The sequence below is a fragment of the Acinetobacter sp. XH1741 genome (genome assembly GCF_041021895.1).
GTDB lineage: Bacteria > Pseudomonadota > Gammaproteobacteria > Pseudomonadales > Moraxellaceae > Acinetobacter.
Window position 1 is genome coordinate 1,654,368 of record NZ_CP157428.1, and the last position, 24,170, is coordinate 1,678,537.

A 24,170-nucleotide genomic window follows, 5' to 3' on the forward strand; every position below is an offset into this window, starting at 1 on the left:
GTTATATGGGTTCATATATTCTTAAGCGACTTCTTTTAATGATTCCAACGTTGTTCATTATTTTATTGATCAACTTTGTGATTGTTCAAATTGCACCGGGTGGACCTGTTGAACAAGCAATCCATGAGGTGCAAAGTGGTGTAGGGGCAGGGCGTATATTAGGTACTGAAATGTACTATCAGGGTACTAAAGGATTAAGCCCTGAAATGGTCGAGCAAATTAAAGCACAATACGGTTTTGACCATCCTCCAGTAGAACGTTTCTTATTGATGTTAAAAGGTTATTTAACTCTGGATTTTGGACAAAGTTTTTTTAAAGATAAATCAGTAGTTGAGCTGCTTTGGGAAAAAATGCCTGTGTCGATTTCACTTGGGCTATGGAGTACTTTGCTGATTTACCTCATTTCTATTCCACTTGGTATAAAAAAAGCAAAACAACAAGGGTCTTGGTTTGATCGTTCTACTTCACTCTTGCTCGTGGTGGGTTATGCGGTGCCAAGTTTTGTCTTTGCGATATTACTGATTGTTTTCTTTGCTGGTGGGTCATATTTTCACTGGTTTCCATTGCAAAACCTAGTATCAGATAATTTTCATCAGTTGAGTTTATTTGGCAAAATTATGGACTATTTATGGCATATGACTTTGCCACTTATTACCATGGTTTTAGGTGGTTTTGCGAGCTTAACTTATTTAACCAAATATTCATTTTTAGAAGAACTCAATAAACCTTATGTTTTGGCCGCTTATGCAAAAGGCTTAAATGATCAGCAAGTTTTATATAAGCATGTATTTCGGAATGCTATTTTAGTGGTGCTCGCTGGATTGCCAGAGGTTTTAGCAGGTATTTTCTTTGTGGGAAATCTGTTTATTGAAATTATTTTTCACCTCGATGGAGTTGGGTTATTAGGCTTTGAAGCAATTGTGCAGCGGGATTATCCGGTTATTTTTGGTGTGTTATTTTTCTTCACACTTTTTAGTCTACTTTTGCGACTTATTTGCGACGTGCTGTATCAATGGATTGATCCGCGTATTCACTTTAACGCACAAGGAGGCAAATAATGTCTCTCATGGCGCAATCACGGCTGCAAAAGTTTAGACAACATAAATTGGGATGGATAAGCTTTATTCTGTTTAGCCTCATTTTGATAATGTCATTATCTGCTGAACTCATTGCCAATGACAAACCATTGTTGGTCAAATATGAGGATGCTTATTATTTGCCGGTTTTTAAGGCATATCCCGAAACCACTTTTGGTGGTGTGTTTGAAACAGAAACAGATTATAAAGACCCCGCTGTACAAGACCTCATTAATCATAAGGGCTGGGCGATTTGGCCGCTTATTCAATTTTCTTATCAGACTCCTAATTTAGACTTGGCTGTACCTGTGCCGTCACCACCTTCCAAGCAGAATTGGTTAGGCACAGATGACCAAGGACGAGATGTGTTAGCACGTATACTTTATGGGCTTAGAGTTTCGTTACTTTTTGGTTTGGCTTTAACGGGTTGTGCAGCCTTATTTGGTATTTTAGTGGGCGCTGTACAGGGCTACTATGGTGGTTGGGCCGATTTGTTGGGACAACGACTGGTAGAAGTCTGGAATGGTTTACCCATGCTGTTTATGGTCATGATTTTGGTCAGCATGTTTACTCCAAATGTATATTGGCTATTTTTTATTATGCTGTTCTTTAGCTGGACTGTACTGGTGGGGATTGTTCGTGCGGAATTTTTAAAGGCGCGCCAGCTTGACTATGTTCGCGCCGCTCAGGTTTTAGGTGTAAATGATAGCGGAATTATCTTTAAACACATTTTACCGAATGCCATAAGTTCTAGCCTGTCGCAGCTACCATTTATTTTGACGACCAATATTATTGCTTTAACAGCACTTGATTTCTTGGGCTATGGTTTGCCGCCAGATGCGGCTTCTTTAGGTGAGTTATTGTTACAAGGCAAAAATAACTTAGATGCACCTTGGTTGGCTTTATCTGGGTTTTTTAGCTTAGCTTTTGTGTTGTCATTATTAATTTATATTGGGGAGGCGGCACGCGATGCATTTGACCCAAGAAAATAACTTAAGTGTAGATGGTACGTTGCTAAAAATAGAAAACCTTTCAATTTCTACGCAAGGTCAGCTTTTATTAGAAGGCCTTAATTTGCAGTTACAAGCTGGTGATACGCTTGCAATTGTAGGTGAAAGTGGTTCAGGTAAAACAATAACCTGTTTGGCGATGATGGGTCTATTACCAGAAAAATTAAAAACATCTGGTCGTATTCTTATTGAGTCCAAAAATATTTTAGACATAGACGAAAAAGCGAAAACCTATATACGGGGTCGCCAAATTGCCATGATTTTTCAGGAGCCTTCTACGGCTTTAAATCCATTACATAGGGTTGAAAGAATTGTCGGTGAACATTTTATTTTACAAGGTTGGTCAAAAAACAAAGTACAGCAACATGTTATTCAACTATTAAAAGATGTAGGAATAGCTAACCCAGAGCAAATTTTAAAACGTTATCCGCATGAGCTCTCTGGTGGACAAAAGCAAAGGGTCATGATTGCGTCAGCTCTGGCACTTCAGCCTAAAATTTTAATTGCAGATGAACCAACCACTGCGCTTGATGTGATTTTACAGTCACAGATTTTAGAGTTGTTAAAGTCTTTACAGAATAAATATGGCATGGCGCTGATTTTAATTAGCCATGATTTGAATGTGGTACGCCGTTATGCAAATGGCCTTATAGTATTACACAAGGGACAAGTTGTAGAGCAAGGTCAGCTTCAACAGATTTTTGAAAAGCCCACATCAATTTATACCCAGCAATTGTTAGATCATGATCTTGGCTTTGCTGAGCCTCTAGCATCTGGTCAGAAAATTTTATCTGTCCAACACTTAAATATTAAATACCCAATTCGAAGTGGTTTCTTTAACCGAATTCAAGGTTATACCACTGCTATTGAAAACTTAAGTTTTGAGCTTATCCAAGGTGAAGCACTAGGCATTGTGGGTGAAAGTGGTTCCGGAAAATCTTCATTGGCTTTGGCGTTGGTTCGCTTAATTAAAAGTGATGGGCAAATTGTCTTTTTAGGACAGGATTTAAACCACTTAGAACAAAAAGCTTTGCGTAAGATGAGGTCAGACCTGCAAATTGTATTCCAAGACCCATTTGGTAGCTTAAACCCACGTATGACAATAGGGCAGATTATTGCCGAAGGGTTGAAAGTAAAGGGAGTCGCTGATAAACAGATTAAACAGCAAGTTGAATCTGCCTTGGTAAAAGTTGAGTTGGCTGAAGACTTTCAATATCGCTACCCACACGAGCTTTCTGGTGGACAGCGTCAACGCGTTGCTCTAGCGAGAGCTTTAGTGGTTCAACCTAAACTTTTAATTTTAGATGAACCAACGTCTGCATTAGACCGAACGACACAAAAAGCGATGATTCAATTATTGCGACGTTTACAACAAACAGAGCACTTAAGCTATATTTTTATTAGTCATGATTTAAATGTGGTCAAAGCACTCTGTCATAAAGTGATGGTATTACACCATGCAAAAGTTGTGGAATATCAGTCGACTGAACAGTTATTTAATGATCCTAAAACTGAATATACCAAGCAATTAATTATGGAAAGTCTTTAATTTACTTTAATAAAAATTTGTTTTATAAGCATAAATTTCATTTAAATTTTTAATGCAAAAAGTTGCAGTTTTCTATACTTTTTAAATTTGACATGTGCTATTGTCAGTTATCGATTTTACCTTGACATGACCTATAACTCGTCTAAATTAGAGTAATTGCTCTAAAATATTAAAAGAGGTTAACCATGAGCCAGATTGCACAACCAATCACGATTCGAAATACCACCTTTAAAAACCGGATTATTAAGGGTGCAATGAGTGAGGCACTTGCAAACTATGAGGGGCAGCCGAATGACTTACATTTAGGTTTGTACGGTGCTTGGGCAAAAGGTGGTTTGGGCTGTGCAATCACTGGTAATGTCATGGTCAATGTCGAAGCCAAAAATGAGCCGGGTGTAGTGGTTATTGAAACTGAGCGTGATCTGGAACGTTTAAAAGAATGGGCAGCAGTCGGTAAACAATATGGCATGGTGCAGCTCATTCAGTTGTCTCACCCTGGTCGTCAGTGCCCTAAGGGCTTAAATAAAGAAACGGTTGCACCTTCGGCAGTTCCTTTTAGCCCAGCTTTAGCGACTATGTTTGGGACACCACGTGCGCTTACACATGAAGAAATTTTAGACATTATTAACCGCTTTGCAAAGGCTGCTTGCATATGTGAAAAAGCAGGTTTTGAAGGGGTTCAGTTACATGGTGCACATGGTTATTTAATTAGCCAGTTTTTATCGCCATTAACCAATAAGCGTACAGACCAGTGGGGTGGTTCATTTGAAAACCGTACTCGCTTTTTACTAGAAGTTTATAAAGCGGTACGTGAAGCAACTTCAGAGAATTTTATTATTTCCGTGAAGCTTAACTCTGCTGACTTTCAGCGTGGTGGTATTAGCGAAGAAGATGTGATTTCGGTATTTAAAGCAGTTGATGAGGCGGGTATCGATTTAATTGAAATCTCAGGCGGTACTTACGAAGCACCTGCAATGGCTGGTGTTAAAGCCGATAAACGTAAGGCAAGTACGATTGCACGTGAAGCATACTTTTTAGACTTCGCTGAAAAAATTCGTCAGCATGTAAAATGTAAACTTATGGTGACAGGCGGTTTTCGTACAGTAGAAGGCATGAATGCTGCTCTGGCAAGCGGGGCATGTGACTTTGTTGGTATTGCTCGTCCACTTGCTGTTGAAACAGATTTAACAAACCGATTAATCGCAGGCCAAGACGTTCGCTACGCAGTAAAACCAATTAAAACAGGTTTACCTTTTGTCGATAAAATGGCGATTATGGAAATCATTTGGTACGCAGCACAATTTAAAGCAATTGGACAGGGTAAAAAGCCAAATCCAAAACTATCACCATTAATTGTGTTTTTAAATTACGCCAAGGGCAATATTAAGGCGATTGTTCAAGGGCGCGTGAATTCACGTAAGTCTGCATAAATAAATTACCAAGCAATAGCCCAGTAAGTCTGAAACATAGAAGCAGACCATTGTCCTTTAATTAAAGCATTTTTAAAGGCAGGTCTGTTTTCTATTTGGGTCAAATAACGCTGTATATGTTTAAACTGGCTGTAGTTTTGTGTGCAAGCCAATAATGGAAACCACATCAAAATATCAGCAGTAGTAAATTGATCTCCGACAAACCATAAGTGATGCTCTAAATGTTTATCAATCATGCTCATGTGTTGTTGTAATAGTTGATTGAGATAACCTTGATCAAATCCATATTTTAAAAGCTTGGGAATAAAACGGACTGGAAAAGGCGTACGCTGTGCAATTTGGTGAAAGATTTGTTTGAGTACTAGATCGGGAATGAATGTTGCCTCGCAATAATTTTTCCAATAATAGAAATCTTGAAGTTGTTGGCTTAATAAATTGTTCTGTCCCAACTGAGGATGTAAATGAGATAAATAATCTAAGATTGCTGAGGTTTCAGCCAAAATTGAAGTTTGCCCTTGTTCAATAATTTCAAGAGTTGGAAATTTTGATAATTGATGTGGTGAGTTATTATTTTTGTCTTCATCTGAATGGTATTTAGTCATTAGCTCATAGTTGAGTCCTAATTCTTCTAAAAACCAAATAATGCGTTGCGAGCGTGAATTTTGTAAGTGAAATAATCGAATTTGCATGTCATGTTCAAATTATAGTTCTGATCTATTTTTAGTATAATGTGGAATATAACTCAAACATAATAAAATATTGATAAATCATAAATTTATAATTTTTTGAAGAGGTTTAATATAGAAATTACCGCTGGTAAAGTTATGGGTCTTAAAACCAGTTAGACCTTGATCCCCCAAGTTGCTAACATACGTTACACTACTAGCTCAAATATGTACAATTATGTTTTGGGTTACCATATTAGCCTACTGAAAGAATAAAATCCTTTCACAGCAGGTAGCATAACTAGTCGTTTTTAATTGTATTTTTGAAAATCAAAATAGTTTTTATATTTATTTAGGGGAAATTCGATGTTTGCGATTGTTGGCATATTTTTAATAGCCATGATGATATTGGCAATTTTAAGTGTTTTAAAAAAAGGGGAAAGCAAAAATAGAAATGCAAAACGTAACCCAATCAAGGGAAAGCGTATCATTACTATGAATGAACAACCTACTTTTATGAAGCTAAGAGAAGCTTTGCCTGAACATATTATTTTGGTACAAGTTGCTTTTAGTGCTTTTATGACAGCACAAGGATACGCGACACGTAATTTATTTAATCGCAAAATTGCTGATTTTGTTGTGTTAGATAAAGCATTTAATATAGTTGCTATTGTTGAACTAGATGATTCGAGCCATAAAGGAAAAGAAAAGTTTGATGCTGAGCGAGATGCTTTAATTCAAGAAGCAGGTTTTAAAGTTATACGTTATAAAAGAACCCCAGAGTTAGCACAAATATATGTTGATTTCAATATTGCATCAAGTTCATTGACCCAAGTTTCAATAGAACCAAATGTAACTGTGACAAGAACAAAGTTTGTCGCTGATACAATAATTATTGAGAGAGATGATCCAACATTACAACCCACTCAACATATTGATGAAGTAAAGCTGAAGTCTTAAATTTTGACAATAAGAAATTTATCTCATGGATGAAATTTGAAGTGAGATAAAATAATTTGAAGCGATGATTCTTTATAAAAAGAATATGGCGTCCCTACGGGGATTCGAACCCCGGTTACCGCCGTGAAAGGGCGATGTCCTAGGCCTCTAGACGATAGGGACGTTGAGGATGGCGGTATCTTAAGAAGCCGCCACCAAACTGTCAAGGAGGTAAGGAGACAGTTTGTTCAAAATATAGCAAAACAGTTCAGCAGTCTTCTGAGTATCGTATAAAGCAGAGTGTGCTTCTTTACCATCGAACTCAATTCCAGCTTGAATACATGCTTTTGCAAGCACAGTTTGACCGAACATAACCGCACTTAACGTAACGGTATCCATGACTGAAAAACTATGGAACGGGTTTTGGTTTTTTGTAGCTGAGCGAGCAATGGCTGCTTGTAAAAAACCAAGGTCAAAATGTGCGTTGTGACCTACGAGTACCGCATGAGTACAATGTTGCTGTTTACGGACTTCATTGACAGATTTAAAAATGCGACGTAACGCAGTACGTTCATCTTCAGCCATAGCAACACGCATTGGGTTGAATGGATCAATTCCAATAAAGTCGAGCGAACGGCGGTCAAGGTTAGCCCCTTCAAAAGGGTTAATGTGTGCATGAAATGCAGGACCAGGGACAAATTGCCCCTGAGCATCATACACAATTGGAATGCACGCGATTTCTAGCAATGCATCTGTCTGGGCATTAAAACCTGCCGTTTCAACGTCAACAACAACAGGTAAGAAGCCACGAAAACGTTGGCCAATGACCGGGACAGAGGTTTCTTGTGTCACACTTTTCTCCATTGCAGCGTTTTCCCGGCATGCAGCGGGATGATTTTTTGATCATCTAAATAATCAAAAGATTCTGGAACGAGGTTATCTTCTTTGACCAAAGTAATGGTAGAAGTATTACGAGGTAAGCCGTAGAAGTCAGCACCAAAGTGGCTTGCAAAACCTTCTAGGCGTTCTAATTTACCAACTTGGTCAAACGCTTGTGCATAAAGCTCAATTGCATTAGGTGCACTATAGCAGCCTGCACAGCCACAAGCATTCTCTTTTGCATTTTGTGCATGAGGTGCACTATCTGTACCTAAGAAAAACTTAGGATTACCGCTTGTCGCCACTTCAAGCAAAGTCGTTTGATGTGTTTGACGTTTTAAAATTGGTAAACAGTAGAAGTGCGGTCTAATCCCACCGACCAACATATCATTACGGTTAAATAATAAATGTTGAGGTGTGATCGTTGCAGCGACATTACGATCTTGTTCTAAAACAAAGTGTGCAGCATCACTGGTCGTGATGTGCTCAAGCACTACTTTAAGTTTTGGGAACTGTTTCAGTAATGGTGATAATACCTCATCTAGGAAGCGTTTTTCACGATCAAAAATATCTACATGATTGTGAGTGACTTCACCATGAAGCAATAACGGCACTTGATGCTCTTCTAATTGCTCAATAACTGCATAAACTTTGCGAATATCACTCACACCATTGTCAGAGTTTGTAGTCGCACCAGCGGGATAAAGTTTAATTGCATTTACATATTGTGATTCTTTAATTTTACGAACTTCATCTGGTGAAGTGTGGTCCGTAAAATAAAGCACCATACGAGGGTCAAAATTATTGCCTTCTGGAACATGGGCAAGAATACGTTCGCGATACGCTAAAGCTTCTTCCACAGTTTTTACAGGAGGTACAAGGTTTGGCATACAGATCGCGCGTGCGAATTGTTTAGCCAAATCTGGAACAGTACGTTTTAATGCTAAACCATCACGTAAATGTGCATGCCAATCATCTGGCTGGAGCAGGGTAATAGAGTTCAAGGCAGTTCAAACTTCGAAATAAAACAAATGATAATCGATAAAGTGTGAAAATGGTAACGAGAATTACGGACAAATGGCAAAATAAAGCACAGGGAGCTTTAAAAAATAATGTTATATTTTGTTAACGCAAGATATGTAGGAACCGAGTAGTGGTCAATAGGGGAAATGTACATCAATTACTCAAATCAAAAGAAGAAATTGAATATTTGGTCACGCTACATACCCATCGTTACGCCAATACGGCTTTGCCAAAGCAACTTGAAAAAAAGTTCTGGTGTTTGAATCTTGATCGGACTCGGCAGAATATTTCGAAGTTTTTAGCAAGTGGCATACTCACTTATTTAATTTTTATTTTACTTGTTCTTCCAACCGACTATTTAGTGATAGGTGAGCCTTATATTACTTTGGACTTTGTTCATTGTTTGCTTAGCGCCATGAATATTGCTTTTGCGCTATTACTTTTTTGGATTTTTGCTAGATTCAAAAAGCTTTCTGAGCATTTTTATCTGGCTGCATGTGGCATTGTCTTTTTATCAATTATTACGAGTGCCATGCTCTTACTGAGTGTTGCAAATATGGCACTTAAAAATCAGTCGATGTTGCTTCTTTCATTTTTATATATGCTTGGGTTTATCTTAAGCGGTATTAAGCCGTTGCATATGGCATATGTCGGCTTATCAGCGGCAATCTTGGTTTTTGTTTTACTTATTTTTTTAAACGTAGACTGTGATTATATTGCGCTAGGGCGTGCCTTATTTGGTAGTTGTATTTTAGGTTTTTCAATTAGCAGTATGCTTATTTCAAGGGAAAGAAGTCTTTTTCTAAATAACCAGCTTGCTGAAATTAATGAGCAGATTTTACGGATTGAAGCATCAGAGTTACTGCATTTGAGCCAACAAGATGCGCTTACTCAAATTTCCAATCGTCGTACTTTTGATGAAATGTTTGATTTTTTCTACTATCGAGCCAATCAAGAGAAACGCCCTTTAGCCGTTTTATTTATTGATATCGATTTTTTTAAAAACTATAACGATTTTTATGGGCATCAGATGGGGGATAAAGTCATCTCTAGCATTGCCTCAGCAATTAAAAACTCAATTCGGCATGTTGACTTTGTTGCGCGATACGGTGGTGAAGAGTTTGTCGTGCTATTACCTGAAACACCTGCACAAGGTGCATATTCAGTAGCGGCCAATATTTATAAAGCCATTGAAAGACAGGCCATTCCTCATGCTGCTTCGTTAGTATCGAAGTATGTCACGATCAGTTTAGGGTTTACCGTATATACGGGCGGGTTAAAGTTGGGGCAAGATAAATTAATTCATGCCGCAGATCAGGCTTTGTATCGAGCAAAGCAACTGGGACGTAATCAAATTTATTATCAGCCTTTACAAGTTGCTGAAATTGCCTAACTTAACTTTAAATATAAAAAAGGCCACCTCACTAGGTGGCCTTTTTTGACGTCATAAGAGAATTATTTTTTCTTACTGTCTAATTGAGGGATAGCAGAACCTTGACCGATTGAAAGTAAACCAGCATCTGTATAGATACCAAGTTTTGCACGTGTATCGGTAATGTCGAGGTTACGCATAGTCAACTGACCAATACGGTCCATCGGCGTAAACATTGAATCGCCTTTTTCCATCGTTAAACGTTCAGCTTCGTACGTTAAGTTTGGAGATTCGGTGTTCATGATGGTGTAGTCATTACCACGACGAAGTTCAAGCGTTACTTCACCAGTAATCGCTTTAGCAACCCAACGCTGTGCAGTTTCACGCAACATAAGTGCTTGAGAGTCGAACCAACGACCTTGGTAAAGTAAACGACCTAAACGTAAACCGTTAATGCGGTACTGTTCGATCGTATCTTCGTTGTGAATACCAGTAACTAAACGCTCGTAAGCAATATGAAGAAGGGCCATACCCGGTGCTTCATAGATACCGCGAGATTTTGCTTCGATAATACGGTTTTCGATTTGGTCAGACATACCTAAACCATGACGACCACCAATACGGTTTGCTTCAAGAATAAGTTCAACCGGATTGTTAAAAGTTTGACCGTTTAATGCAACAGGTACACCTTCTTCAAAACGTACAGTGACTTCTTCTGGTTTGATTTCAACTTCTTCTTTCCAGAAAGCAACGCCCATGATTGGGTCAACGATTTTGATACCAGCATTTAGGTATTCAAGATCTTTTGCTTCGTGAGTCGCGCCCAACATGTTTGAGTCAGTTGAGTACGCTTTTTCTTTTGACATTTTATAGTCAAAACCGTTGTCGATGAGGAACTGTGACATTTCTGCACGGCCACCGAGTTCATCGATGAAGTTTTGATCTAACCAAGGCTTATAAATTTTAAGATTTGGGTTGGTTAACAAACCATAACGATAGAAACGTTCAATATCGTTACCTTTATAAGTTGAACCGTCACCCCAGATGTTTACGTCATCTTCTTTCATTGCAGTAACTAACATGGTACCTGTTACTGCACGACCGAGTGGAGTCGTATTGAAATAAGGAACACCACCTGTACTGATATGGAATGCACCACACTGAATTGCAGCAATACCTTCAAGCGCCAATTGTAAGCGGCAGTCAATTAAGCGAGCTTTTACAGCGCCGTATTGTTCTGCTTTCTTTGGAATTGCATCGTAGTCATCTTCATCTGGCTGGCCTAAGTTTGCAGTATATGCATAAGGCTCAGCGCCTTTTTGTTTCATCCACAATAAAGCTGCTGAAGTGTCTAAGCCTCCGGAGAAGGCAATCCCAACTTTTTTGCCTACTGGTACATGCTGCAAGATCGTTGCATTATCAGTCATTGCTAGTCCTAACTATTTCGAAATAGGCACCCTAATACTTCGGTGACCAAGAGAATTTATTCGCTCAGTACTATATCACTTTTCAAATCGATTTTTTTTCTGTTAAGAAAGGAATTCTTTTTTTTTCATTTGAAAAATAGATTAATATTGGAAAAATATAAAGTTTTACGATAAGTATGACAATTTAGACGAAATGATATAAAAGGAAAAAAGATTCAACGTTTCAATTACCCATAAAAAATTAAAATAAAGGATCACAAGCTCGAATAATTGACAATTTCAACACGTAAAAAAATACGTGTGGTCATCCTAACATTTAAAAAAAGTATTAAAGTACTATGCAACAAGTTGCAAAAAAATATTGGGACGCAGCATGACAAGTTACGCCAATTTATTAAAACCATTACATTTGGGCTTCACTACCATTAAAAACCGTGTAGTCATGGGTTCAATGCATACGGGATTAGAAGATCGCTTTTTTAACTACCCCAAATTAGCAGCTTATTTTGAAGAGCGTGCCAAAGGTGGGGTAGGTTTAATTATTACTGGTGGTATTTCTCCGAACCGTCAAGGGTGGTTAGCACCTGCCGGCGGAACTATGAATAGCCTGTTTGATGTTCCTCAGCATCGGTTGGTAACGCATGCCGTTCATAAGCATGGTTCAAAAATCTTAATGCAAATTTTGCATGCGGGCCGCTATGGTTATCAGCCATTTGTAGTGTCTTCAACAGCAATTAAATCGCCAATTTCACCATTTAAACCGCGCCAGCTTTCTGAAAAAAATATTCAAAGCACAATTGAAGACTATGCACAGTGCGCCGATATTGCCAAAAAAGCAGGTTATGACGGTATCGAGATTATGGGATCAGAAGGTTATCTGATTAACCAATTCTTAAGTCGCCATGTAAACCAGCGTACTGACCGTTGGGGCGGTGAAATCGAAAACCGTATGCGTTTTCCGGTTGAAATTGTTAAAGCAATTCGTGCAAAAGTAGGCGAAAAATTTATTATTTGTTTCCGTCTATCGTTACTCGACCTTGTACATGACGGCAACACGATGCAAGAAGTAGTAATTGTTGCTAAAGCTTTAGAAAAAGCAGGTGTCACTTTATTAAATACGGGCATTGGCTGGCATGAAGCACGTGTACCGACCATTGTAACCTCTGTGCCTCGCGCAGCGTTTGTCGATTATACGGCCCATGTAAAACAACATATTTCAATTCCGGTGATTGCGTCTAACCGTATTAATATGCCTGAAACTGCTGAAGAGATTTTGGCAACTGGTAAGGCAGACATGATTCAAATGGCTCGTCCTTTATTGGCCGATGCTTTTTGGGTCAATAAAACCGCAACAAATCGTGTTGATGAAATTAATACCTGTATTGCGTGTAACCAAGCGTGTTTGGACCATGCCTTTAAAAATAAACGTGTGTCATGTTTAGTTAACCCTCGTGCGGGTCATGAAACAGAACTGGTTTATTTAAAGACTAAACAACCGAAACGTATCGCCGTTGTAGGGGGCGGCGTAGCTGGTATGTCTGCTGCAACCGTGGCAGCGAGCCGTGGTCATGCGGTGACTTTATTTGAGGCAACTGCAGATGTAGGTGGCCAGTTCAACTTTGCAAAGGTTGTACCGGGTAAAGAAGAATTTCACGAAACAATTCGCTATTTCAAAGTTCAACTTGAAAAAACAGGAGTAGATGTACGTTTAAATACTCGTGTGAATCGTGAGCAACTTGAACGTGAAGGGTTTGATGAAGTAATTGTGGCAACAGGTGTAATCCCTCGTGCTTTAAAAATTGAAGGAAGTAATGCGCCACAAGTTCTTTCTTATGCTCAAGTTCTAAAGGGCGCAGAAGTTGGACAAAAAGTTGCTGTGATTGGTGCAGGCGGTATTGGCTTTGATGTATCGGAGTTTTTACTAAAACCACCACATCAACCACAGCCTCAACCTTTAGCTGAGTGGCAACGTGAATGGGGGGTAGACCCAGATCCAAATTATATTTCTGAAGGTGGTATGCAGCCACCCGTGGTTGAACCAGCAATACGCGAGATTTATTTACTACAACGTAAAACAACACCGCTTGGTATTGGTCTTGGCAAGACTTCGGGATGGGTTCATCGTGCTCAACTTAAAAAGCATGGCGTGCGTATGCTACGTGGTGTGCAATATAAAGCCGTTACTGATGAAGGGCTTTGGATTGAACATAATGGTCAAGACCAGCTTTTACGTGTAGATACTGTTGTGGTGTGTGCAGGTCAAGAGTCGGTAAAAGACTTAATGCCAAAAGAAGGTGAGTCGACTATAGCGAACTACCATATTATTGGTGGTGCCAAGCTCGCAGCAGAGTTAGATGCGAAGCGTGCGATCAAAGAAGGCGCAGAATTGGCTGCTCAACTGTAAAATTGATGAAACAATATGCACTTGAACACAAAGCGATGATATTTTTCTTGAATAAAATGAATAAGCTTTGTATTCTTACGCACATGGAAGCGTGGCAGAGCGGTTTAATGCACCGGTCTTGAAAACCGACGAGGGTGTGAGTCCTCCGTGAGTTCGAATCTCACCGCTTCCGCCAAATATTTAAATAAGCCCTTGTTTTTACAAGGGCTTATTTTTTACCTATGCGTTTACCCCTCATCATATTCCACACAAAAATTTGGGTTGAATTACATGGGATAGGACTAGAAAAGAATAAATGGGAAATCGCTAACGGTTAGTTGAGTCGTTGAACAGCCACAAAATAATTTACAGGCCCAGTTGGCATTTTATGTCAACCTACTATGGTTTTAGGCTCAAGATATGCGTTAATGCCCCAACGACCATTTTCCCGACCTAATCCAGAAAACTTGAAACCTCCAAATGGTGCATGAGGTTCATTGGTTAGTGTATTGATCAGCACACGTCCTGCATTAATTTGTTGAGCAATTGCTTCACAACGAGCTATATCTGTTCCCAAGACCAATGCACTTAGACCATAGTTTGTATCATTGGCAATGCTAATAGCCTCTTGATCATTGTTATAAGGAATAATCGTTAGTACTGGACCAAAGATTTCCTCTCGAGCAATTCGCATTTGATTGTTGGCTTGGGTAAAGACTGTGGGTTTGACAAACCAACCTGCTTGAAATCCATCTGGTCTACCTTCGCCTCCAGTAAGTAGTACAGCACCTTCCTCTTGTCCCAGACGGATATAATTTTGTACCCGTAGCCATTGTTTCTCACTAACCATAGGCCCAATGTCTGTATCAGCCAGATATGGGTTTCCAGATTTAAGTTTTATGACAGCTTGTTTGGTGATTTGTTCGAATTCGCTCAGACGTGATCGAGGGACTAGAATACGAGTACCAGCGATACAGGCTTGACCACTATTAGCAAATCCAGCTTGTAATACTAGTGGTATAATCGTATTAAAATTTGCATCATCTAATACTATTGTAGGTGACTTACCTCCTAGTTCTAAGGTAATACGTTTCATCGTAGCAGCGCCTGCGGTCACTAAATGTTGTCCAACCAAAGTTGAGCCAGTGAAAGAGATTTTTGCGATATCTGGATGTTTAGAGATTTCTTCTCCAACAATCTCTCCGCGCCCATTTACGATATTAAAAACGCCGGGTGGGAGGACGGCTTTGTGTAAAGCTTTAATTATCACTTGTGTCTGTAATGCACTCATTTCACTTGGTTTTATGACTGTTGTGCACCCAGCTGCTAATGCAGTGGCTAATTTATTGCAAATAAAGCCTGCATTGCTATTCCATGGGGTGATCAAGCCTGCTACGCCTACAGGTGTATAGACTACTTTGGCATGACCAAGTTTTTCTTCAAAGATAAATTCCTTTAAGGAACTAATGGTTTGTGCAATTGCATCAGCTGGGTAGGTTGCCATCCAACGACCTTTAACTGATGGAGCGCCATATTCTAAAAGAATGGCTTCCATGAGCTCATCTTCACATGCAACAATAGCTTGATGCATTCGTTCCAGTACCGCAATGCGTTCTTCACGGGTAGTGCGTGACCAGGCCGGAAATGCCAACTTTGCAGCAGAAATTGCAAGTTGTACATCCTGTTCGTTGCCTAGTCTTACTTGACCAAAAACCTCTTCGGTACTTGGATTATGAAGGTTAGCCCATTCTTGCCCAAATGGAGTCACAAACTCGCCATTGATATAGATTTGTTCAATACGGGTCATGTTGATTATCCTATTAGATATGTCATGTATTTAGTCTAGTCATGATTCATTATTCTGATAAGCTAGTTTTTAATGAATGAGTCATCCTTAAATTCAGGATAATCTATGCATAAAACAGGAATGACTGAACTGGAAGTGATTTTGGCTGTCGCACGTCGTAATAGCTTTCGTGGAGCAGCGCAAGAGTTAGGCATGTCTACTACTGCTGTAAGTAGCGCAGTTGCTGGGCTTGAAGCACGTCTTAAAGTACGGCTTTTTAATCGTACAACGCGGAGTGTGGCACTTACTGATACTGGGCTTCGTTATATAGAGCGTATTGCGCCAGCACTTATTGAGATTCAAAGAGCAGGTGAGGAAGCGAGCACAGGTTCTGAAATACCCAGTGGTACATTGCGTATTAATGCACCGCAAGGTGTTGCTACATTTCTGTTAGCACCATTGTTCAATCGATATGCGCAACGCTATCCTGAAATGTGTATTGATATTACAAGTGATTCTCGTTCGGTAGATATCGTAGCTAGTGGTTTTGATGCAGGTATTCGTTTAGCTGAGTTTGTACCGCAAGATATGATTGCTGTGGCTTTGACACCCGACATTCGTATGCTAATCGTGGCAACACCTGAATACTGGGTGAACAACACTAAGCCGAGACACCCTCGAGATCTGCTTCAGCATCAGAGTATCGGTATGCGTATGTCACATGGTGGTATTTACCACTGGGAACTAGAGAAAAAAGGGCAGAAGTTACGAATGGATCTTCCGGTTCGTTTCACACTTAATGAACTGACAGCAATTAAGCAAGCTGTAATGTTGGGATTAGGGGTTGGTTTTCTGCCTGAGTGGTTGATTGAGGAAGAGTTAAAGGCAGGTAAGCTCATACCTGTATTGATTTCGTGGTGTCCCTCATTTGGTGGTTTAAGATTATATTATTCTGGACATCGTTTCATACCAGCTCGGTTAAGAGCATTGATTGATATGATACATGAATTGAATTAGAGGCTAGACAGTTTATTGTTGTATGCAGATCTGATGGAGCACGTGTCGCATATAGGAGGGCAGATCAAGCAGGTTGTACCTAAAGGGAAGTTTGAAGTGTGCTCAGTCGGATTGAATGGATTTGCTCGCCAAACAAGCCATTCTTTTTTTCAGATAAGCCCCAAGTAAGTAATATAAACATTATCTCGATAATAATTTATAATTTTTATATCACTAAAATTAGTATTATAAATAACTGTTTTACCATTTTTGAGTGGTATTTTTTAATTTTAATTAATGATTTTGTGATTTTATAGCCAATCGTATTGATATGCATTTAAAATCTTTATAAATTCAATCTCTTTGCTATCCTCTGCTATAGAGACTCGGTGGATTTATTGTTTTGGGTAATAGATATAATTTGCATAGATTTGCCAATGCAATCAATAAATCTCAAGTGTTATATTTATTTTAAACTCTAGATCATCTAGTTATTTTAGCTTTACCTTGTTTATTAAAATTTTGAACTTTAGAAGACATTAAAATCTACTTTATAGGCTTATTTAATAATTAATGCTGTGAAGGATTTAACTAAAGTTGGTCTAAATGAGTTTTAAGAAACAATATTAAACCTACAATGGTTATTTTCTTTAAATATATGCAATAGCCATTTAGTTACCAAGAATATGTAAGTAATAGGATAAAAATGTTAGAAACTGATGTTTTAATTGTTGGAAGCGGTCCTGCTGGTTCTTCTGCTGCACTTATGTTAAGTACTTATGGAATCAGAAATATCATAATAACTAAATATAGATGGCTGGCAAATAGTCCTCGTGCCCATTATATCAGTCAAAGAACAATGGAAGTTGTCCGAGACTTAGGGATATCTGATGAAGTAATAGCAAAAGCAGCGCCAAAGGAAGTTATGGGAGATGTTGTTTATTGCACATCTTTAACGGGAGATGAAATTGGACGCTTTCCATATGGCATGAATAATCCAGAAAGAATGTCAGAGTATGCTAAAGCAAGTCCCTGTGAGCAGTGCGATCTGCCTCAACACCTATTTGAACCTATTTTGCTTTCAAATGCAGCATCACGAGGTAGCCATCCAAGATTTGATACGGAATATTTATCTCATGTACAAGATGAAGATGGTGTAACTGTCACTGTTTTAGATAGATTAACTAAAGAAACATACTTAATCCGATGTAAGTATTTAATCGGAGCTGATGGGGCGAGCAGCCAAGTCGTAAAAGATCTAGATTTACCTATGGCAGGTAAAATGGGAAAAAGTGGCAGTATCAGCATTATTTTTAAAGCCGATTTAACAAAATATGTTTCGCATCGACCTGGATACCTATGGTGGATTATACAACCCGGAGCAAACATTGGTGGAATCGGGTTGGGGTTGTTGCGCATGGTCAGACCTTGGAATGAATGGCAAATTGTTTGGGGGTATGACATTGAAAAAGAAGAGCCTTCTCTTACCGATGATGAAGCGATTGCGATTTGCAAACAGCTTATTGGTGATAACGATATTGAAATAAATATAAGTAGTAAGTCGTTATGGACAGTCAATGAAATGTATGCAGAGCAATATTCGAAAGGACGAGTTTTCTGTATTGGTGATGCTGTCCATCGTCATCCGCCTTCTAATGGCTTAGGTTCAAACTCATCTATACAAGACGCTTATAATTTATGTTGGAAATTAGCATTTGTATTAAATGGCAAAGCAGGTCGTGGTTTATTAGACAGTTTTAATGATGAAAGAGCACCGGTTGGTGAGCGAATTGTTAAACGAGCCAATCAAAGTGTTAGAGAGTTCTCTACAATATTTTCTGCTTTAGAGCTAGATGGAAAGTATAGTACCGAGATGATGCAAGGAAGCATAAACGCTTTAAGTGAGGCTAATGAAAACGGTGCTGTTAAACGTCGTGATTTAAGGTCTGCAATTGAATATAAAGCTTATGAATTTGCTGCTTTAGGAGTAGAAACTAACGTGCGCTATAATTCATCTGCAATTATTGGAGCAGAGTCTGCTATTGAAAATAAAGTAGATTCTAGTAGAGATGAAGATCTTCATTATTATCCTTCATTTACCCCTGGTCATAAACTTCCTCATACATGGCTAGTCAAAAATCACAGAAAAATCTCAACTTTAGACTTAATTGGAAATGGAAAGTTTACGCTTTTCTGTTGGCTACAAGGTGACAAATGGAAGTGTGCTGTAGACAAACTTAATAACCAGCTCAACTTGGATATTAAAGTTATACAGGTAGGCCCGAAAAGAGATGTTGAGGACTCTTATGGAGAACTTTCTCGCTCTTGGACTAATGATGAAAATGATTGCATGCTGATTAGACCGGACGGTTATATTGCTTGGACAAGTAACAAAATTGAAGCGGCGGATGATGAATTATCTAGTGCTATATCATCAATACTTAGTTTGATTTAGTTGATTGTCTATGAGATAAATTTTAATAAAATCTATTGAAAAGTATTTTATTGAATTTGGATTTCCAGTATCCGTCAAATTCTAAAAGCCTCTGTTAAAAGCAGGGGTTTCTTATATGCAAAGTCTATAAATCAAACCAATCTTTAGCTTAATTATTGATAACAAATCCTAAAAATTTCATATAAATCAAAAGAGTATGTATTTTAACCAAAATTGATTCATTTATATAATATATTTTTTATTTTCAATATCTTACAGTGATTCTGCCTACATGTCAGAATTGATCAAGTTATTTGTAGAATATTCATTTATTGATATATGATGAGCCAATACTTAGAAACTGATTCAAAACATAATTCTATTGTTCGGCGAGCAAGTTCAAGGAAGAAATAAGGCTGAATTCAGGTTTCTAAACCCTATATCTGGAAATTATTTCTAGCCAAATATTATATTTTGACCCAATAGTTGGGAATGTCTCACTCTTATTTGGAGGAGGCGTTTCCTAGTTTAGGATATATCTATGAAAAAATTATTTAGTGTACTGTTCAGCGCATCTGTACTGACACTGACTGCATGTAACAAACAACCTGCACAAACTGAAAATACAGCAGCAAGCAAAGACAAAACAGAGTCAGTTCGTACAATTAAACTGGTTTCAACAGGTTCAGATACTGACGTATGGAAATATGTTGCAACGCTTCCTGAGACTAAAGAAGCGGGTATTAAACTCGAAGTGACCAATTTGACAGACTATGTTGTGCTTAATACATCTGTCGCAAGTGGTGAACAAGATGTCAATGCGTTCCAGTCATTTAACTATTTGGCTGCTTATAATGCTTCAAACAAAGCCAAAGTTGCTGCGGTTGCGACGACTTACTTAGAGCCAATGGGACTTTATGCAAATAAAGTTAAAACTGTTGAAGAGTTCCCGCAAGGCGCTACAATCGCGATTCCAAATGATACTGCCAATGAAGCTCGTGCATTAACATTATTGCAGTCTGCTAAACTGATTAAACTTAAACCGAACTTTGACCCTGTAAAAGGGACTATCACTGATATTGCTGAAAATCCTAAAAATTTGCAATTAAAACCAATTCAAATGACGACAGCAGTTCGTGTTAAAAACGATGTAGATGCGATTGTACTTGGTAATACATTGGCACTAGAAGGTGGTCTCAATGTAATGAAAGACTCTATCTTCCGTGAGCCAATTGACCAATCTACTAAGCTTTATGTCAATTTATTGGGTGTGGCTGAAGCAAACAAAAATGATCCGATCTATACGAAGCTAGGCGAACTTTATCACTTACCTAAAGTACAAAAATTTGTGAGTGAAAAATTCGGTGGTACAAAAGTTGAAGTGAACAAGCCTGTTTCTGAATTTGCGGACATCAAATAAGTAATTTTTTAATTAAAATTATTTTTCAAAGCTAAGCTCCGGTATCGGGGCTTAGTTTTTTATAATGTTGTACTTAAGTGAAATGATAATAAAATTATTTATTAACTTAATTTTACATCTATATTTTAAGTTGTTTTATAGGGAATTAAGAGTTAAAAAATAAGCTGTTCTAAAGAATAGGCAAGGCATAGCCATAATCATTGGGTAAATATAAAAGTTTTTTAATATCAGTTCTTTTTAGCATTTGTACGCTATTCATTCTTTTAAAATCATACATCTGCTTAACTATATTCATCAAAATGACATCGATTGGTCATCTAAATGAAATTCTGCTGGTCGAAAATAATCCAATTTATTGGGGTGAATTCCAGTCATGCAGAAAAAATCTTATAAAGTTCTAAGTTTGGCGTTTCTTATTGCGAGCACGATGGGTTTAACTGCCTGTAATGATAGCCAAGATCAGCAATCTACAGTAGTTTCCCCAACACCAACAGATACTCGTGACCAGCGTTTTCTAACGGTAAAAACCAATGATGTGATACAAGTTGCGATTGATGACTTGATCCCAACGCAGGGTGCGATTGGCTATGATCAAATTTATTATAAATTAGGTCGTTGGCAAGGTGATTTACAGCGCCCAACTTGGCAAGCAGACCCAGTCAATCAATTAGTTTATTTAAATAAAACCATTGGTAAGAAGTTTAGCGATTATTGTGAAGCGATTGGTGCAAAAGGTCGTGATGATTTTACAAGTCTGCAAGACCTACAAAAGGCCAATTTAAAACAATTAGAGACATTTAAGTGCCAAGAACAGCCGGGCACTGAAACGGCTGATTTGAAAACAGTCGTTGTTGGCTATGATGGGCGACTTTACCTGACCGATGGTCATCATACGATGACAGAGTTCCGTGAACTGCCAGATGGTGGTGGTCAACTTAAAGTATGGGTAAAAGTTGTTGGGAACTATAACGATAGTAAAACGGCAGATGAGTTTTGGGCGAAAATGCTTGCAAATGGCCGAGCATGGTTAAGAGATGGAAAGAATCAACCGATTTCATATCAACAATTACCTAAAAACTTAGGCCTCAAAACTGCAACAAACCCTGATGGTATGCAGAATAATCCATATCGTTCATTGGTCTATTTCACGCGTGATATTGGTTATAGCAAAGTTGCCAACGCAACGGACTATACTGAATTTCTATGGGAAGATTGGTTTAATAAGCAAATCGACAAAAACTTGGTACATCCTTTAAGTTTTTATCATACCGATGCCAGTGTGTACGGTGTTGCAGATGTGTTGGCATCTACAGAAATAAAAACGGACTTAACTGTATCGGGGAGTGCAACAGGTTATCAGGCAGCGGTTGCTGATTATTCATTATTGATGGGAAGTACTAAACCGACTGATATTATTTATGGGACTTCAACTGCCGCAGATTTGGGTGCATTACAGCTTGTGAAAAATGCGGCTAAAGGTTCTGTTACTGCGACTTCAATTTCCAATCTTGCAGATTTGACCCGTGATGAAATCAAGAAAGATAAAACTCCGCGTGCGGGTGGTAGCATCTGGTATGCCGTAAATTACAAAGCATGTGGTAAACCCGCTACAGGAACGTGCTGGGGTTGGTAATTCATGCGTAGTATAAAAAAGGAGTGAGTAAAGTCGCTCCTTTTTTAATATAAATAAATTATGAACGTTTGATCAGAACGGAATTAATAATTTAAAAATTAAAAAGCCATGACTTGCTCTTGCTTAAGTCCTAAACATTTCGTCTTACACATTCTATTAAGATTTTTTCTATTTTTATAAATCTAAAATTAACAATAACTTGTTAATTATTTAACCTTACTTTTTAATGATCTAATTTAAAACAAATATCATTTTGTGTGCTTGACTGAGAGAGAGTTGGGAACTATTCTTTGCCTGCTGGCCACATTGCCAGTCGGTTTTGACAGACCGATTTTATTGGATTGCATCAGAGTTATTCCTTCTGAGGGATAATTTTGAGGGTACTTCTCGTCTCTTTCCCGTAGCGGTAGGACGGGAGAGGGACACTTTCGAGTGTGCTGGTGTCAATCCAATCCGGTCTGTCAACCCTTTTCCGTTCTGCCACCATAATTTTAATGTCTTGGCAGAACTCCAAATAAAAAGGAGTTGGCTTTGCACATTCTTAATTTCTTGGCAGCCCTTGCCATAAGCTATAACGACACAGCTTAAAAACTTCAAAGCAGCTTGATCACCAATAGGTTTTCAGGCTTTAAGTCATTACGGCTCAAAAAACTTAGCAACAATAAAACTTGAGATGTGCCAAGCACAGTCTTTATGGCTTTGCTGTGCCTTTTTTTCTCCCAGAAAGGGCACAGGCTTTTTTATCTCATTTAGAAACAACAAGAATTTAAAAGGTAAAACTATGCGAAATTTAGAAACCTCTTCCAAAAAATTACAGGCTGTTCAGACTGCCATACAACTTATTACGACGCATGGGTTTAATAATGTAGGCGTAGATATGATTGCTAGAGAAACTAAAATCACCAAAGGCACGCTTTACAAGTATTTTGGCTCAAAAGAAGGCCTGATCGAAATGTGCATCGTTTTTCAAAAAAGCCTATTGAAGGAAGAGGTACTCTCCATTGTCTACTCAAGCCGTTACTGCACTTCAAAAGATAAACTTAAACAAATTATTGTTTTACATACCAATTTAAACAGTTTGTACAATCTTTTACTTAAAGCCATTTTTGAAATAAAACTGCTTTATCCGAAGGCCTACGGCATGGCGGTTGAATATCGAAAATGGTTGCATCATGAGATTTTTGACTTGATTTTTAGTTTAGAAACTAGGGGATTAAAGCCTGATCCAAACATGGTTTTGAACCTCATAGACGGTTTGATGCTACAGGTTTTAAGCTTAAACAGTTTGGAGGAAAGGGACACGGTTATAGAGTGTTTTTTATGTCTGTAGAATAGATGAAATAAGAAAAAATATGGGAGGAAAGTATCCAAATGGTAATTTATCTCTCTTTCCTCAAGTATGGAAAATATTTTAAACTGAACTGAATTTAGGGAAGTAATATTTATCATGTTCTAATTGGTTTGATTTTCCATATTAGTATTGTTGGTATATCTCTATTTTTATACTAAACCATTAGTACTTAAGTCTTAGTGAGATATAAAAGGTAATATTTCTAGTTGGATTATTATGTTGATTTGTTTAATTTTTTAGTATTTTTAAATTTAATATTTAGATTAATTAAAATATTAAAATTCATAAATAGTTATAAAAAATTGAAAAACTATTAATTAGAGAAAATTACCCCCTAATTCCTGAGTATATCATCTAATTCAGAGATAGGGGGGCTGATTATAACTAGCTAATTATCTTTCTTGATAACAAATAAACTTATTTTTCTAAAGTAATTACTCCAGATTGATTTGAAAGACCAGGCTCATTAGATATTTTAGCTGGCAAATTACTTACTTTCTGTTTCTTATCTTGTATTTGTGTATTCATTAAATCAGTTAAAGATTTGGACATCATTTGCTCATTATTTTTAACTTGTATATCCTGCTGAACATCAGATCTAAACTTAATATTTTTTTGATTATTATCCATTTTATAAAAGTGGTAGCTAAGTATACTAATGATAAATGTCAAAATTATACTGCTGATAACAAAATATTTTTTTTGCATATACATCTTTTCATTTTTGTAACAATTAGTTAAATTATACAGCAATTTTAATGAGAAGATGAATAAAAATTGAAGAAAATTTTTAATAA

The 24,170-nt window shown here is 37.8% G+C and carries 18 protein-coding genes and 2 tRNA genes; 13 read left to right on the forward strand and 7 right to left on the reverse strand.

Annotation, left to right across the window (positions count from 1 at the left end; genetic code table 11):
- Nucleotides 1-5: 5 nt before the first annotated feature.
- From ABLB96_RS07940 to ABLB96_RS07955, 4 genes are all read left to right on the forward strand, one after another.
- A complete protein-coding gene (locus ABLB96_RS07940; protein ID WP_348896468.1) occupies nt 6-1,058 on the forward strand; it encodes a microcin C ABC transporter permease YejB in 1,053 nt (350 codons plus the stop codon).
- Nucleotides 1,058-2,068, forward strand: coding sequence for an ABC transporter permease (locus ABLB96_RS07945; RefSeq protein WP_348896467.1), 1,011 nt, complete (start codon nt 1,058-1,060; stop codon nt 2,066-2,068). Before ABLB96_RS07940 ends, ABLB96_RS07945 begins: the two co-directional genes overlap by 1 nt.
- Entirely contained in the window at nt 2,046-3,635 is a 1,590-nt protein-coding gene (locus ABLB96_RS07950) for a dipeptide ABC transporter ATP-binding protein (RefSeq protein WP_348896466.1), read from the forward strand. The genes ABLB96_RS07945 and ABLB96_RS07950 overlap by 23 nt, the downstream gene beginning before the upstream one ends.
- Before the next feature lie 185 nt (nt 3,636-3,820).
- Nucleotides 3,821-5,065, forward strand: a complete 1,245-nt coding sequence (locus ABLB96_RS07955) for an NADH:flavin oxidoreductase/NADH oxidase family protein (protein ID WP_348896465.1) — start codon at nt 3,821-3,823, stop codon at nt 5,063-5,065.
- A gap of 5 nt (nt 5,066-5,070) precedes the next feature.
- On the opposite strand, the gene ABLB96_RS07960 is transcribed toward ABLB96_RS07955, so the two are convergent.
- Nucleotides 5,071-5,754 (reverse strand): glutathione S-transferase N-terminal domain-containing protein, encoded by a 684-nt coding sequence (locus ABLB96_RS07960; protein WP_348896464.1) that lies wholly within the window; start codon nt 5,752-5,754, stop codon nt 5,071-5,073.
- A 342-nt stretch (nt 5,755-6,096) separates the two neighbouring features.
- Between ABLB96_RS07960 and ABLB96_RS07965 the strand changes: the two genes are divergently transcribed.
- The gene (locus tag ABLB96_RS07965; protein ID WP_348896463.1) at nt 6,097-6,690 is read left to right on the forward strand and encodes a DUF2726 domain-containing protein; all 594 of its coding nucleotides are present in this window, start codon (nt 6,097-6,099) and stop codon (nt 6,688-6,690) included.
- A gap of 86 nt (nt 6,691-6,776) precedes the next feature.
- On the opposite strand, the gene ABLB96_RS07970 is transcribed toward ABLB96_RS07965, so the two are convergent.
- From ABLB96_RS07970 to pyrC, 3 genes are all read right to left on the reverse strand, one after another.
- A tRNA-Glu gene (locus ABLB96_RS07970) sits at nt 6,777-6,852 on the reverse strand.
- An 18-nt stretch (nt 6,853-6,870) separates the two neighbouring features.
- Complete coding sequence (rnt, locus tag ABLB96_RS07975) at nt 6,871-7,533, reverse strand: ribonuclease T (RefSeq protein ID WP_348896462.1); 663 nt, start codon at nt 7,531-7,533, stop codon at nt 6,871-6,873.
- On the reverse strand, nt 7,518-8,552 hold the full coding sequence (pyrC, locus tag ABLB96_RS07980; RefSeq protein WP_348896461.1) for a dihydroorotase: 1,035 nt from the start codon (nt 8,550-8,552) through the stop codon (nt 7,518-7,520). The genes rnt and pyrC overlap by 16 nt, the downstream gene beginning before the upstream one ends.
- Nucleotides 8,553-8,701: 149 nt before the next feature.
- Here pyrC and ABLB96_RS07985 point away from each other — a divergent pair, with 149 nt between their 5' ends.
- Nucleotides 8,702-9,964: a diguanylate cyclase gene (locus ABLB96_RS07985; protein ID WP_348896460.1), complete on the forward strand. Its 1,263-nt coding sequence runs from the start codon at nt 8,702-8,704 to the stop codon at nt 9,962-9,964.
- A gap of 62 nt (nt 9,965-10,026) precedes the next feature.
- Here ABLB96_RS07985 and argG read toward each other — a convergent pair whose 3' ends face one another.
- Nucleotides 10,027-11,370 carry an argininosuccinate synthase gene (argG, locus tag ABLB96_RS07990; RefSeq protein ID WP_019458243.1) on the reverse strand — a complete coding sequence of 448 codons (1,344 nt, stop codon included), beginning with the start codon at nt 11,368-11,370 and terminating at the stop codon, nt 10,027-10,029.
- A gap of 373 nt (nt 11,371-11,743) precedes the next feature.
- Here argG and ABLB96_RS07995 point away from each other — a divergent pair, with 373 nt between their 5' ends.
- Nucleotides 11,744-13,774: an NADPH-dependent 2,4-dienoyl-CoA reductase gene (locus ABLB96_RS07995; RefSeq protein WP_348896459.1), complete on the forward strand. Its 2,031-nt coding sequence runs from the start codon at nt 11,744-11,746 to the stop codon at nt 13,772-13,774.
- A gap of 85 nt (nt 13,775-13,859) precedes the next feature.
- Nucleotides 13,860-13,949 (forward strand) — tRNA-Ser (locus ABLB96_RS08000).
- 195 nt (nt 13,950-14,144) lie between these two features.
- Here ABLB96_RS08000 and ABLB96_RS08005 read toward each other — a convergent pair.
- Complete coding sequence (locus tag ABLB96_RS08005) at nt 14,145-15,560, reverse strand: aldehyde dehydrogenase family protein (protein WP_348896458.1); 1,416 nt, start codon at nt 15,558-15,560, stop codon at nt 14,145-14,147.
- Between the two features lie 105 nt (nt 15,561-15,665).
- Here ABLB96_RS08005 and ABLB96_RS08010 point away from each other — a divergent pair, with 105 nt between their 5' ends.
- The 5 genes from ABLB96_RS08010 (at nt 15,666) to ABLB96_RS08030 (ending at nt 23,352) form a co-directional block, all read left to right on the forward strand.
- Nucleotides 15,666-16,556 carry a LysR family transcriptional regulator gene (locus ABLB96_RS08010; RefSeq protein ID WP_348896457.1) on the forward strand — a complete coding sequence of 297 codons (891 nt, stop codon included), beginning with the start codon at nt 15,666-15,668 and terminating at the stop codon, nt 16,554-16,556.
- Between the two features lie 685 nt (nt 16,557-17,241).
- Nucleotides 17,242-18,990: an FAD-dependent monooxygenase gene (locus ABLB96_RS08015; protein ID WP_348896456.1), complete on the forward strand. Its 1,749-nt coding sequence runs from the start codon at nt 17,242-17,244 to the stop codon at nt 18,988-18,990.
- A gap of 520 nt (nt 18,991-19,510) precedes the next feature.
- Entirely contained in the window at nt 19,511-20,389 is an 879-nt protein-coding gene (locus tag ABLB96_RS08020; RefSeq protein WP_348896455.1) for a MetQ/NlpA family ABC transporter substrate-binding protein, read from the forward strand.
- Between the two features lie 373 nt (nt 20,390-20,762).
- Nucleotides 20,763-22,022: a ParB/Srx family N-terminal domain-containing protein gene (locus ABLB96_RS08025; protein ID WP_348896454.1), complete on the forward strand. Its 1,260-nt coding sequence runs from the start codon at nt 20,763-20,765 to the stop codon at nt 22,020-22,022.
- 781 nt (nt 22,023-22,803) lie between these two features.
- Entirely contained in the window at nt 22,804-23,352 is a 549-nt protein-coding gene (locus ABLB96_RS08030; RefSeq protein ID WP_348896453.1) for a TetR/AcrR family transcriptional regulator, read from the forward strand.
- Between the two features lie 438 nt (nt 23,353-23,790).
- Here the strand turns inward: ABLB96_RS08030 and ABLB96_RS08035 are convergent, their stop codons facing one another.
- Complete coding sequence (locus ABLB96_RS08035; RefSeq protein WP_348896452.1) at nt 23,791-24,081, reverse strand: hypothetical protein; 291 nt, start codon at nt 24,079-24,081, stop codon at nt 23,791-23,793.
- Nucleotides 24,082-24,170: the final 89 nt, after the last annotated feature.